Below are 12,684 nucleotides of genomic sequence, written 5' to 3'. Positions count from 1 at the left end.
AATCGGGTCAGTCATCCCCTGTCGGCTTGGGTAGCAGCAGGGCGAGCAAAATCGCCCGGCATTCGCCATCGATGATGCCGTCGATCAGTTCGGGGCGAAAGCGCCGCTGGAAGGCGACGACCGCCGGCTCAGGCTCGGCAATGTCATAGCCGAAACGTTCGAGCGCCAGCATGAAGCCGCTGTCGGTCCAGTGCGGGTCCATCAGATTCTTGGTCGGTCGCGGCAGCGCCAGCCGCAACCGCGCCAGTTGCCCCCAGGGGAAAAGCTCGCCGGGATCCTGCTTGCGCGCGGGCGCGATGTCGCTGTGCCCGACGATATTGCCGCGCGTGATCCGGTGGCGCTGGACGATGTCATGCACCAGCGGGATCAGCGATCCCATCTGCGCCTCGGGGAAAGGCCGATAGCCCCATTCATGCCCCGGATTGACGATCTCGATGCCGATGCTGGCGCTGTTCACATCGTCGATGCCGCGCCAGTGCGACCGGCCGGCATGCCAGGCGCGCTTGTCCTCGGCCACCATGCGGATGATCTGGCCATCCTCGGTCACGACATAATGGGCCGACACCTTGGATTCGGCATTGGCCAGCCAGTTGATGGCGCTCGCCGCGTCCGGCATGCCGGTATAATGGAGCACCAGCATGGTGATCGGCAGGCTGCGCTCGTCATAATTGGGCGACGGCGTTTCGATCATGGGGATGTCGGTCATCGCAAAGGGCCCGTCACCACGAAAAGTCCAGTCTCACGCCCTGTTCCGCCCTGCGTCGCGCCGCGTCATGCAGCCACAGGCGGAATCATGGCCGAGACCGGCGCGGCAATCAAGCGTGGTAAATGGTCTCCGGGCGATTAGCTCGCGCGCCGCGCCGAATTGCCGGCATCGGCCGATGCCCCCCGCCGCGCATAGCTGCCGCGAAATTCGGGATGCGGCACAAATTCCTCGCTCTGGCCGATCACCGTCTCGCCCGCGCCCAGCAGCAGCACCGACCGGTCATGGCTGTGCCGGGCCAGCAGGTCGAACACGCTCTGGCGCCGTTCGGGCGAGAAATAGAGCAGCACATTGCGGCAGAGCAGCAGGTCATAGGCACCGCTCGGCACCCGCGCGGCGAACAGATTATCCTGACGGAAATCGATCATCCGCCGCAGTTCCGGGTTCGCCCGCCAGTCATCGCCCGCCGGCTCGAACCATTTGATCAGATCGCCGATCGGCAGGCCGCGCTGTACGTCCATCTGCGAAAAAATGCCGCTGCGCGCCTGGTCGATCGCCGCGCTCGAAATATCGGTCGCCAATATCTCGATCCGCCAGCCCGCCCAGCGCGCCGCCTCGTTGCAGAAGCGGATCGCCAGCGAATAGGCTTCCTGCCCGGTCGAACAGCCCGCGCTCCAGATCCGCAGCACCCGGTCGCCCCGCGCCTCCTGGATACGCGGCAATATCTGCCGGTGAATGAGGTCGAAAATCTGCAGATCGCGGAAGAAGCTGCTTTCGTTGTTCAGCAGTGCGTTCACCACATCCTCGTCCAGCCGCGGATTGCGGCTGCGCAGCAGCTTGCCGGCCAGTTCGTCGATATCCTGCAGACCATGGTCGCGCAGCACAGGCTTCAGCGCCGTCTCCATGCGCCAGGCCCGCCCCTCGGACAGAACCTGGCCGGTCCGCGCTTCCAGCAGACCTGTCAAAATCCGGGCAGCGCCCGATCCCATCCTGGAAGGGGGCAAGGCCATCAGTCGTTCATCTTTCCGCGTCGTGCGACAAAATCCATGATCGCATGGGGTTCCATCAGGGCGCAGGTCAGCCCTGCCCCCGCGACCGATCCCGGCATCCCCCATACCACGCTACTCGTTTCATCCTGGGCGACGATCCAGCCGCCCGCTGCCACGATATCCCGCGCCCCGGCCGTGCCGTCGCGGCCCATGCCGGTCAGCACGATCCCCGCCGCGCCCGCGCCATAGACATCGGCCATGGCGGTGAACATCGGGTCGACACCCGGCAGATTGCCCGACGGCGTCCGTTCCGGGTCCAGCACCACGCTCACTCGGCCATGCAGCCCGCGCCGCAGCAGCAGGTTGGCGTCGCCCGGCGCGACATAGACGGTGTCGGGCGCCAGCAGGTCGCCGGCCTCCGCCACCTTGACCCGCAGGCTGGTCATGCGCGCCAGTTGCTGCGCAAAATAGACGGTGAAGCTGACCGGCAGATGCTGGGTCAGCAGGATCGGCACGCCCAGCGGCGCGGTCAGGCCGCCGAACAACTGGCTGAGCGCATGGATGCCCCCGGTCGACGCCCCGATGCCCAGGCAGGCCAGGGGTTCGACCGCTGCGCTGGTCGCATGGGCGGACGGAACCAAGGTCGACCGCTGCGCCGGTGCCGTCGGCGCTTCGCCGCCGAACAGCCGGCCGAGCCGATCGATCAATGCCTGGGGAAATTGCTCGCCAAAGCTGCCACTGCCCGGCTTGGACAGGATATCGCTCGCGCCCAGCGCCAGTGCCTCGACCGCCGCCGCACTGCCCTCCTCGCAGCGGCCCGAGAGGATCGCCACCTTGCCCTGCGGGTTCGATCGCAGGATCGCGGGCAGCGCCGCCAGGCCGCTCTGCCCCGGCAGTTCGATGTCGAGCAGCACCAGGTCGACGCTATGTTCGGCCAGATAGCGCAGCGCATTTTCCGCGCTGTTGGTCTTGTGGACGACGGTAAAGCCGGGATCGGCGTTCAGGATGCGCTCGATCACCGTGCGCACCACCACCGAATCGTCAACCACCAGCGTGCGCACCGCGGGAGCGGTGTGGCTGTCGAGGCTGACCATGGTCGGCACGAAGACGGTCATTGACGGGCTTTCAGAACGAAGAGGCTGGGAAAGACGGCGATATCCTCGAAGGGAGGGACCGGGCCTAGATGACCCCGACGATCGCCAGCTTGCTCTCCAGCGTCTCGCGGTCGAACGGCTTCATCACATATTCGTCGGCACCGGCCTCGACCGCCGCCTTGATATGGCTGATGCCGTTTTCGGTGGTGCAGAAGATGATCTTGGGCCGGGCCTCCATCTTGGTGGCCGACAGCGCCTGCAGAAATTCCATCCCGCTCATCACCGGCATGTTCCAGTCGAGCAGCACCACGTCGGGCAGGCTGGCCTCGCACTGGGTCAGGGCATCCTGCCCGTCCACCGCTTCGGTCACGGTCAGGTCCAGCGATTCCAATATGTGGCGTGCCACTTTGCGGATGACCTTGGAATCATCGACGACCAGGCAGTTCTTCATGAAGCGTCCCTTTGATTTTTACGTGCCGGGAGGAGAGGCGTAAACGCGAAAGGCGAGGAAATGGTAAACGACGCGGCCAAGCGATCAGGCCGCCTGTGCCTGGGCACCGGCCTCGATGAAGCCGGCCAGCGACACCAGCAGATGGGGCACGCCCTCATGCTCCACCACGCCGCGCGCAAAGGGCATCCAGGCCGGGTCGAGCTGTCCGCGCAACGGCAATTCGCCCTCGGGCACGCGGCAGATATCCGACACGCCATCGACCATCAGGCCATAGCTATGGCCGCTGATATTGGCGATGATCGCCAGGTCGCGCTGGTCGGCCGGGGTCGCGCGCCCATGGATCAGCGCGGCGACATCGATGATCGTCAGCACCCGGCTGCGCAGCGCGGAAAGACCCGCGACATGCACGCCCATGCCGGGCACGGGCGATATCTCGGTCAGCTTGACCACCGCCTCGACCTCGCTGGCATCGACCGCGATGCGGGCACCGGCCAGCGTCGCCAACAGATAGAGTTGCTCCATCGCTCTTCCCCTTACCCGCGTGCGCCGGACAGCGCCGCCATCAGCGCGTCCTGGTCATAGCGGTAGATGCTGGCATCCATTGGCCCGGTGGCCCGTGGCGTGGCGCGCAGATGCACCACCCGGCATCCCATGATTTCGGCCACCTGGCCGACATCGCCGGCCGAATAGAGCACGATATCCTGCGCATCGACGGCGTCGCCCGGCAGCCCCAGCACCACCTCATGCCCGGCCTGGCGCAGCAGCGGCGCCAATATCTCGCGGGTCCAGCCATCCTCCGCATCGGCCAGCAGGCAACGGCCCCGGCTGTGCGGCGCAATCGGTTCCTGCGGCAGCGCGGCGAACAGGGCGAAGGGGTTGATGACCTCCAGATGCTCGCCATCGACCACCGCGACACCGCTCAGCATGCCGTGCATCGCCACCATGTCCGGCACCAGCGGCATCTGGACGATGTCCAGCACCGCCGCGACCGGGTAACAGGCTTCCAGGCTGCCATCGCGCAGGCGCAGCGCGCAGACCTTGTCCTCGGCAAAGGCATGGCGGCCGTTCACCACCGGCACCAGCCGCTCGTCCAGCCGGACGAAGGCCTGGCCGCCGGACCGGCCGAACAGGCTGGCGTCGATATCCTCGACCCGCTCGATCAGCGACAGGCGCAGCAGGCGCCGTTCGCCCGACAATTCCTCGAAGCGCAGCGCCGCCACCATTTCGACGCCGGGCTCCTGCGCGGCGGCATCCGCCACTGCGCCATGGGCGCGATCGTCGATCAGGTTCGGCAGGCGCGCCGCATTGGCCAAGCCCGCCGCATCCAGCAGCAGCATCGGCTTGCCATTGTCGGGCAAGGTCATGCCGGCATAGACGCCGCTCGCCATCACCAGCGGCGATGCGGGACGGATCACCAGTTCCTCATGATTCTCGACTGCGGACACGCCCATGGCAAAGGGCACGCCGGTCGCCGATCGCACCACCATCACGGCGCGCGGTCCGATCTGCTGTGGCTTGTCCATGCCCAGCACATCTTCCAGGTCGATCATCGAATGGCGGATCGACCGGATCGTCGCGATCTTGGCACCGCCGACATCGGCAATCTGCATCATCTCGTTATTGTCGTGCAGTATCTCGACCACCGCCGCGCGCGGGATCGCGAAATGCAGGCCGCCGGCGCGCACGATCAGGCCCGGAATGATGGTCAGCGTCAGCGGCACGCGCAGCGTGATGCGCAGCCCCTGCCCCGGATGATTGTCCAGCGCGATGACGCCGCCGATCCGTTCAATATTGGCGCGCACCACGTCCATGCCGACACCGCGCCCCGACACCGCCGTCACCTTGGCGGCCGTCGTCAGCCCCGGCTGGAAGATCAGGTCCAGCTTGTCCTGCTCGGTCATCCGCGCTGCCGCATCGGGCGTCAGCCGCCCGGCGGCGATCGCCTTTTCCACCAGCCGCGCGGTGTTGATGCCGGCGCCGTCATCGCTGATCTCGATCACGATCTGGTTGCCCGACTGGCGCGCCTCCAGCCGCAACCGGCCGGCCTCCGGCTTGCCCGCCGCACGCCGCCGCTCGGGCGTCTCGATGCCATGGTCGATGCTGTTGCGCACGATATGGGTGAGCGGGTCGACGACCATCTCCACCATCTCGCGGTCCATCTCGACGTCGCCGCCTTCCAGGCTCAGCTCGATCCGCTTGTCGAGATCGCGGCTCAGGTCGCGCACCATGCGCGGCATCGCCGCGAACAGGCGCTCGACCCGCTGCATGCGGGTCTTGGAAATCACGTCGCGCATGTCCGCGACACAGGTGGACAGCCGCTCGAACGCGCTGTCCAGTTCAGGATCGGCCGACCGGTCGCGCAGCTTGCGCGACAATTCATTGCGCGCCAGCACCATGTCCGACACGCCGTTCATCAACTGGTCGATCAGCGACAGCGGCAGGCGAATGGTGCGCAGCGCCTGGCCCTGGCGCACCGCCGCGACCGGGGCCGCCGGCTCTTCGGGTTCCGCTTCCTCGGCGGGCGCGGCCGGCGCCTCCACCTGCGTCAGCGCGCCGATCAGATATTCGTCATTCTCGTTGGGCAATGCCGCGCCGCGCGCCACCGCCTCGGCCAGTTCGCCGATCCGGTCCATGATCGCCAGCACCGCGCTGACGGTCGCGGGATCGGGCTTGCGGTTGCCGGCGCGAATCTCCGACAACACGTCCTCGGCCGCATGGCTCAATTTCTCGAAACGCGGCAGATTGAGGAAGCCGCAGCTGCCCTTCACCGTATGGAAGAAGCGGAAAATGGCGTCCAGCCGCTGGCTATCGCCCGGATTGGCCTCCCAGGCGACGACTTCGCCCGCCAGAGCCTCCAGCGTTTCCTGCGTTTCGGATATGAATTCCTGAAGTAACTCGTCCATTCCCACGACCTTTGGATGCGCGCGAGGGCACCATGGCCGGCCGTGGTTAAGGGGCCGTTAAAGGCGAGAGCCGGCAAAGAAAAAGGGCGCCGCAAGCGCGACGCCCCTTTGGCCCGATGCTCGGTGCCGCAGCAGATCAGTGCTGCTTCTTCTCCACCGCGTCGGCGGCAGCCTCGCCCGCCTCGCGGGTGGCGTCGGCCTTGTTCTCCAGCGCGTCGGCCGCATTTTCGGCTGCATTTTCGGCGTTGCCCGACAGGTTGTCGGCCATCGCTTCCATGTTCGCGGCCTGGTTGTCGAGAGCGTCCGCCTGATTCTCGTAGGCATTCTCGACCTTGTTTTCCTGCTTGGAATCGCACGCGGCGAGCGAGACCATGCTGGCAAGGCCAAGGATTGCGACGAAGCTTTTCACAGCGTTTTCTCCTGTTGCGCCCCCTCAGGGCTGACATGTTCGACACGAGGTTCGGGACGGTCCTTGCCATCCCGAACCCTGACGCCGATCAACCGGCCGCGTCCCCAATGGTTCCCATCAGGGCCTCGGTTTGTCGCAATCGCTTATTTTTTCAGCGAGTCGCGAATCTCGCGCAGCAGCACGATATCCTCGGGCGTGACGGCCGGTGCCGGCGCTTCCTCCGGCTTGGCCAGAACCTTGTTCACCAGCTTCACCAGCAGGAAGATGATGAAGGCCAGGATGATGAAATTGACCAGCACGGTCAGGAACTGGCCCCAGCCGAACATGGCGACACCGGCCGCCTTCAGGTCGGCATAGCTGTTGGGGTTGCCCTTGAACCCCTCGGGCAGGTCGCCCAGGCGCAGGAAGTAGCCCGAAAAGTCAGCGCCACCGAAAAGATAGCCGACCACCGGCATGATCAGGTCATCGGTCAGCGACTTGGTGATGGTGGCGAACGCGCCACCGATGATGACACCAACCGCCAGGTCCATGACATTGCCGCGATTGATGAACGTCTTGAATTCCGAAATCAGCCCCATGATGAACCTCTTGTCTCGCCTTCGATAAACTCTGCATGGCCCGTTGCACGCCATCCGACAACGCCCTATTTCCGTCAGCGAAACAGAGCCGAGGATGTTCCATGCTTTTCCCGCGTCGCCTCTCCCGCCTTTTGCTGCCGGTCATGGGCGCGCTTGCGCTGTCCGCCTGCGGCATCAACAGCGTCCCCACTGCCGAGGAAAATGCCAAGGCCAAATGGGCTGACGTCCAGGCGCAATATCAGCGCCGCGCCAACCTGACCGGCAACCTCGTCGCCACGGTCAAGGCGGCGGGCAAGCAGGAACAGGCGACGCTGACCGCCGTGACCGAGGCCCGCGCCAAGGCGACGTCGATCCAGATCAACGCCGCCGACCTGTCCGATCCGGCCAAGGTCGCGCAATATCAGGCCGCCCAGGCACAGCTGAGCCAGGGCCTTGGCCGCCTGCTCGCCTCGGTCGAGGCCTATCCCGACCTCAAGACCAACGAGAATTTCCTGCAGCTCCAGTCGCAGCTGGAGGGCACGGAAAACCGCATCGCCGTCTCGATCCGCGATTATAATGAAGCGGTCCAGGCCTATAATACCCGCATCCGCACCTTCCCCGACGCGATCGGCGCCAAGCTGATCCATGGCGCAAAGCCCATGGCCCCGTTCCAGGCGGTCACGCCCGGCGCGGAAGAAGCGCCCAAGGTCGACTTCGGCAACTGAGCCGATAACGATGATGCGGCGCCTGCTACTGGTCCTTGCGCTGCTGGTCTTCATACCGGCGGCGCAGGCACAGACATTCCCCAAGCTGACCGGCCAGGTGGTCGATGCCGCCAACCTGCTCTCGCCGCAGCAGGAGCAGGCGCTGACCGCCAAGCTGGCCGCGCTCGACAAGCAGAGTGGGCGACAGGTGGTGGTCGCCACCGTCCCCGACCTCCAGGGCTACGAGATTGGCGACTATGCCTATCAGCTCGGCCGCAGCTGGGGTATCGGCAGCAAGGAAAAGGACGACGGCACGATCCTGCTGGTCGCCCCGAACGAGCGCAAAGTGTGGATCGCCACCGGCTATGGTGTCGAGGGTATCGTCACCGACGCGCTCGCCTCGCGCATCTATCGCACCGCCATCATCCCGCGCTTCAAGGCGGGCGACTTTCCCGGCGGCATCGACGCTGGCGTCAACGAACTCGCCACCCTGCTGACCCTGCCGCCCGAGGAGGCAAAGGCGCGCGCCGCCGCAGCCGAGGCGGAAGAGCGCAAGGGCGACAATGGCGGCGGCGCCGTGATGCTGGTCTTCTGGGTCATCGTGATCGTCATCGTCGGCATATCGATGTTCGCCAGCCGCGGCGGTCGCGGTCGCCGCTATCGCGGCGGTGCCGGCCCGGTCATCATCTGGGGCCCGTCCGACAGCGGCTGGGGCAGCGGCGGTGGTTCGGGCTGGGGCAGTGGCGGCGGTGGCTGGGGCGGCGGCGATGGCGGCGGCTTTTCCGGCGGTGGCGGCAGCTTCGGCGGCGGCGGTGCGGGAGGCAGCTGGTGAAGCCGGTACAGTTCAGCGAACGCGATCATGACCTTGTCTCGGCCGCCGTGATGGAGGCCGAAAAGCAGACATCGGGCGAGATCGTGCCGATCGTCGCGCGCCGGTCCGACGCCTATCATGATGTCGGCCTGCACTGGGCGATCGGCACCGTGTTCGTCGCCCTCGCCTTTTTCGCCTTCTTCCCGGACTATCTGCGCGACCTGGCCGGCCGGCTGCTGGGCGATTGGGACCATCAGGTCGCCGACTGGAAGATGTTGACCATCCTGCTGGGCGACCTGATCCTCGACTTCCTGGTGGTGCGCTACCTCCTCGCGATCATGCCACTGCGCATGGCGCTCACCCCGCGCGCGACCAAGGCCCGCCGGGTGCGCCGCCGCGCCATATTGCTGTTCCGCGCCGCTGCCGAGGCCCGCACCGCCGGCCGCACCGGCGTGCTCATCTATCTCTCGCTCGACGAGCATCGCGCCGAAATCGTCGCCGACAAGGCGATCAACGATCGCGTCACGCCGGAAGCCTGGGGCGAGGCGATGGCGCTGCTGATCGACGCGGTGCGCGACGACCGGCCGGGCGAAGGCCTTGCCCTCGCCATCGGCCGGGTCGGCGCGATTCTGGCGCCGCACTTCCCCCGCGCCGCCGACGACATCAACGAACTGCCGGACAGACTGATCGAATTATGAGCGATAATGACTGGAATGCGCCCGAGGAAACCATGTGGACCGGGCGCTTCATCACCGCCAAGAAGCGCGGCAAATGGGAATATGTCGGCCGCGCCCGCGGCATCCGCGCCGCCGTCATCCTGGCGATCGACGAGGACGCCGACGGCCGCCATGTCCTGCTGGTCGACCAGTATCGCGTGCCGCTTGGCAAGCGCTGCATCGAACTGCCCGCCGGCCTCGTCGGCGATCATGACGCCGGCGAGGACGCCAGCCTCGCCGCCAGCCGCGAACTGGAGGAAGAGACCGGCTATCTCCCCGGTCGCCTCGAATCGCTCGGCGAATTTTTCAGCTCCCCCGGCATGGTCTCGGAAAGCTTCACCCTGTTCCGCGCCCATGATCTGGTGAAGACCGGCGAGGGCGGCGGCGTCGACAGCGAGGATATCCGCGTCCACCGCGTCCCCCTCGCCACCCTGCCGGACCAGATCGCCGCCTGGCGCGACCAGGGCTTCGCCATGGACGTGAAGCTGCTCCTGCTCCTCGGCGCAGGATTCATGGTCTGAATATCAATATATCTCGCCCCTCCCTTCCAGGGAGGGGTTGGGGTGGGTAGCGAGCGCAGCGAGCTTCTGCCCCATCGACGTAGACCGCCGCTTGCGCGGCACACCCAACCCCTCACCCCACCCGATACCAGTCCGCCACCCGGTCGAGCGCCAGTCCCAGCACCAGCTTGCCCGCGCGACTGGGCCAGCCCAGCGCCCGTTCCGCCGGCCCCAGCCCCTCGCCCGCGCACACCACCCGCCACAATATGTCGGCCAGCCCCGGCCCCGCCGCCCGCACCGCACCATCGAACCGCTCGCGCGCCGAGAATTGCGCGGCGCTCGGATCGGGCATCGCCGCTGCGCCGCCCCGTCGCCGCTCCGCCGGCGCCCCGTCCCAGCGCATCGTCACCCGCGCGCCCAGTCCCGCCTGCTCCCAGTCGCGGCGCAGCCGCTCGCCTGCCGCCAGCTGCCGGTCGCTCACATGACCCCGCGCATGCAGCCAGCCGATCGGAGATTCCCCCAGATGCAGCTTCACCGCCTGCATCTTTCCGGCAGGGTCTTCGATCATACGGTCGACAAACTGGGCGGCCATGGCGGCATCTCCTGACAGGGTGGGATAGGCCAGGGGCTTGCCACGGCGGATAATCTGTAGGAAAGAGAAAACCAAATAGGTTATCAACCCGAGGACAGCCATGATCACCCGCATCCGCGAGGTCCGCAAGGCCAAGGGCCTGACGCTCGAACAGGTGGGCTTGCTCTGCGTGCCGCCGACCACCGCCCAGACCATCGGCCGGCTCGAAACCGGCACCCGCACCGTCTCGGTCAAATGGCTGAACCGCATCGCCGACGCGCTCGGCGTCACCAGCGCGGAACTGGTCGCCCTGCCCGGCCAGAGCGAAGTGCCCGTCGCCGCCCTGCTCGGGCCGGAGGGCGCGCGCGCACCGGTCCGCGCCCTGTCCTTCCCGCCGCCCGTGCCCGCCGACGGCATGATCGGCATCCAGGTCAATGCCAGCATAGGCGACTATCGCAGCGGCGACGCCATCTGGTGCCGCCGCATCGCCCCGGCCGATTTCGCCAGCGCCTTGAACCGCGACGTCCTCTTTCCCCGCCCCGCTGGCCGCTTCCTGTTCGGCCGCCTCATCGGCCGCGAGGGCGACCGGCTCCAGATATTGCCGCTCGGCCATGGCGCCCGGCAACAGGTACTGACCGACCCACCCTGGGGCGCAGTGGCGGTGCAACTCGTCCGACGGCTATAGCCAAGCGCCCCCGCCACGCCTAAGCCTCGCTTAACCGACATGCAGTAGGGAGGGCCCATGACACTCAACGTCCTCACGCTTTCCACGCTCTTCCCGGACATGAGCCGGCCCAATTTCGGCGTTTTCGTGGAGCGACAGGCGCGCGAACTGGCGAGCCGCCCCGACGTCAGCGTCACCGTCGTCGCCCCGATCGGCATGCCGCCCTGGCCGCTCTCGCGCGCCGGCCGCTATGCCCCGCTGCGCGCCCTGCCACCCAAGGAAAGGTGGAAGGATCTGACCGTCTATCGGCCGACCTTCCCGATCATCCCGAAATTCGGCGGCCGCACCAATGTCCTCACCATGACCCGCGCCATCCTGCCGCTGGTCAAGCGGCTGCACGCCCAGACCCCGTTCGACGTGATCGACGCCAGCTTCTTCTTCCCCGACGGCCCGGTGGCCCAGCGTCTGTCGAAGGCGCTCGGCATCCCCTATTCGGTCAAGGCGCGCGGCGCCGACATTCATCATTGGGGCACCCAGCGCGGCACGAAGAAGATGGTGAAGCGCGCCGCCGACGGCGCCGCCGGCCTGCTCGCCGTCTCGGCCGCGATGCGGCGCTCCATGGGCCGAATGGGCATCGATGCCGACAAGATTCGGGTCCATTATACCGGGGTCGACCTTGATCGCTTCGAAATCGCCGACCGCGATCAGGCCAAGGCCGCGCTCGGCTTCGAAGGGCCGCTGATCCTCTGCGTCGGCGCGCTCATCCCGCGCAAGGGGCAGGATATTCTGGTCCGCGCCCTGCCCCAGCTGCCCGGCACCACCCTGCTGCTCGCGGGTCAGGGCCAGTATCGCCGGATGCTCGAAAATCTCGCGCAGGAACTGGGCGTCGAACGGCGCATCGGCTTCCTCGGCTCGGTGCCGCACGATCGCTTGCCGCGCCTCTATGCCGCTGCCGACGTGATGGCGCTGCCATCGGAATCCGAAGGGCTGGCCAATGCCTGGGTGGAATCGCTCGCCTGCGGTACGCCGATCGTCATCACCGACGTCGGCGGCGCCCGCGAACTGCTCGATCGCCCCGAAGCCGGCAGGATCGTCGATCGCGAACCCGAAGCCCTGGCCGAAGCCATCGCCGACATATTGGCCGACCCGCCCGAGCGCGACGCCGTCCGCGCCGCCGCCCTGCGCTTCACCTGGACCGCCAATGGCGACGCCCTGCTCGATCATCTCACGGGCATAACGCGAGGCTGAACCGGTCTAGAATATACCCCGGCCCTCCGCTGGGGTGGCAAAGTTGGGTGGTTGGCGGAAAGTCCGCTTATGGACGCGATCTGTGCAAAGCTGCCCGCATTGATCTACGTATCAAGCGCATAAGAAATATGGGCCAAGTGAGCGCACTCACGCCCCAGACGGCCATGAATGGATACACCAATATGGGCGCATTCATGGAATGACCGAATTGAAGCATCGCAAAACAGCACGCGGCAAACGTCGTAGCTGAAACAGCGAGCCACATCGCGAGTGCTTTGATCCCCATGGGGACCGCTTGTGGGTGACAGACCATATCCAGTCAACTTCCGCCTTTGGTCGTTTTCAGACCATCCTCCCCTGCAAG

The 12,684-nt window shown here is 66.6% G+C and carries 15 protein-coding genes; 6 read left to right on the top strand and 9 right to left on the bottom strand.

Going from position 1 to position 12,684, the window contains the following annotated elements:
- Positions 1 to 7 precede the first annotated feature (7 nt).
- From DIZ22_RS00285 to mscL, 8 genes are all read right to left on the bottom strand, one after another.
- A complete protein-coding gene (locus DIZ22_RS00285) occupies positions 8 to 706 on the bottom strand; it encodes an N-acetylmuramoyl-L-alanine amidase (protein WP_010336705.1) in 699 nt (232 codons plus the stop codon).
- 137 nt (positions 707 to 843) lie between these two features.
- Entirely contained in the window at positions 844 to 1,713 is an 870-nt protein-coding gene (locus DIZ22_RS00280; protein WP_170978445.1) for a protein-glutamate O-methyltransferase CheR, read from the bottom strand.
- Positions 1,713 to 2,807: a chemotaxis protein CheB gene (locus tag DIZ22_RS00275; protein ID WP_048938397.1), complete on the bottom strand. Its 1,095-nt coding sequence runs from the start codon at positions 2,805 to 2,807 to the stop codon at positions 1,713 to 1,715. Before DIZ22_RS00275 ends, DIZ22_RS00280 begins: the two co-directional genes overlap by 1 nt.
- A 64-nt stretch (positions 2,808 to 2,871) precedes the next feature.
- A complete protein-coding gene (locus tag DIZ22_RS00270; RefSeq protein ID WP_004210416.1) occupies positions 2,872 to 3,237 on the bottom strand; it encodes a response regulator in 366 nt (121 codons plus the stop codon).
- An 84-nt stretch (positions 3,238 to 3,321) separates the two neighbouring features.
- Positions 3,322 to 3,759 (bottom strand): chemotaxis protein CheW, encoded by a 438-nt coding sequence (locus tag DIZ22_RS00265; RefSeq protein WP_017500268.1) that lies wholly within the window; start codon positions 3,757 to 3,759, stop codon positions 3,322 to 3,324.
- Between the two features lie 11 nt (positions 3,760 to 3,770).
- Positions 3,771 to 6,140 carry a chemotaxis protein CheA gene (locus DIZ22_RS00260; RefSeq protein ID WP_122927850.1) on the bottom strand — a complete coding sequence of 790 codons (2,370 nt, stop codon included), beginning with the start codon at positions 6,138 to 6,140 and terminating at the stop codon, positions 3,771 to 3,773.
- 136 nt (positions 6,141 to 6,276) lie between these two features.
- Positions 6,277 to 6,549 (bottom strand): hypothetical protein, encoded by a 273-nt coding sequence (locus DIZ22_RS00255; protein WP_004210413.1) that lies wholly within the window; start codon positions 6,547 to 6,549, stop codon positions 6,277 to 6,279.
- A 143-nt stretch (positions 6,550 to 6,692) separates the two neighbouring features.
- Positions 6,693 to 7,127, bottom strand: coding sequence for a large conductance mechanosensitive channel protein MscL (gene mscL / locus DIZ22_RS00250; protein ID WP_004210412.1), 435 nt, complete (start codon positions 7,125 to 7,127; stop codon positions 6,693 to 6,695).
- A gap of 101 nt (positions 7,128 to 7,228) precedes the next feature.
- On the opposite strand from mscL, the gene DIZ22_RS00245 reads away from it, so the two are divergent.
- The 4 genes from DIZ22_RS00245 to DIZ22_RS00230 are packed head-to-tail and all read left to right on the top strand — an operon-like array spanning position 7,229 to position 9,858.
- Positions 7,229 to 7,831 carry a LemA family protein gene (locus DIZ22_RS00245; RefSeq protein ID WP_004210411.1) on the top strand — a complete coding sequence of 201 codons (603 nt, stop codon included), beginning with the start codon at positions 7,229 to 7,231 and terminating at the stop codon, positions 7,829 to 7,831.
- 10 nt (positions 7,832 to 7,841) lie between these two features.
- Complete coding sequence (locus DIZ22_RS00240) at positions 7,842 to 8,642, top strand: TPM domain-containing protein (RefSeq protein ID WP_048938400.1); 801 nt, start codon at positions 7,842 to 7,844, stop codon at positions 8,640 to 8,642.
- A 50-nt stretch (positions 8,643 to 8,692) separates the two neighbouring features.
- Positions 8,693 to 9,319: a membrane protein gene (locus DIZ22_RS00235; protein ID WP_048938408.1), complete on the top strand. Its 627-nt coding sequence runs from the start codon at positions 8,693 to 8,695 to the stop codon at positions 9,317 to 9,319.
- The gene (locus tag DIZ22_RS00230) at positions 9,316 to 9,858 is read left to right on the top strand and encodes an NUDIX hydrolase (RefSeq protein ID WP_048938401.1); all 543 of its coding nucleotides are present in this window, start codon (positions 9,316 to 9,318) and stop codon (positions 9,856 to 9,858) included. The genes DIZ22_RS00235 and DIZ22_RS00230 overlap by 4 nt, the downstream gene beginning before the upstream one ends.
- Positions 9,859 to 9,970: 112 nt before the next feature.
- Here DIZ22_RS00230 and DIZ22_RS00225 read toward each other — a convergent pair whose 3' ends face one another.
- Positions 9,971 to 10,429 carry a DUF6456 domain-containing protein gene (locus DIZ22_RS00225; RefSeq protein ID WP_048938402.1) on the bottom strand — a complete coding sequence of 153 codons (459 nt, stop codon included), beginning with the start codon at positions 10,427 to 10,429 and terminating at the stop codon, positions 9,971 to 9,973.
- A 100-nt stretch (positions 10,430 to 10,529) separates the two neighbouring features.
- Here DIZ22_RS00225 and DIZ22_RS00220 point away from each other — a divergent pair, with 100 nt between their 5' ends.
- Positions 10,530 to 11,093, top strand: coding sequence for a helix-turn-helix transcriptional regulator (locus DIZ22_RS00220; RefSeq protein WP_048938403.1), 564 nt, complete (start codon positions 10,530 to 10,532; stop codon positions 11,091 to 11,093).
- A gap of 57 nt (positions 11,094 to 11,150) precedes the next feature.
- A complete protein-coding gene (locus DIZ22_RS00215) occupies positions 11,151 to 12,320 on the top strand; it encodes a glycosyltransferase (protein WP_048938404.1) in 1,170 nt (389 codons plus the stop codon).
- Positions 12,321 to 12,684 lie beyond the last annotated feature (364 nt).

It is taken from the genome of Sphingobium sp. LF-16 (assembly GCF_003711185.1).
Lineage (GTDB): Bacteria > Pseudomonadota > Alphaproteobacteria > Sphingomonadales > Sphingomonadaceae > Sphingobium > Sphingobium yanoikuyae_A.
The sequence above is the reverse complement of the archived record's forward strand: the minus strand, read 5'-3'. Positions and strand labels throughout refer to the sequence as shown.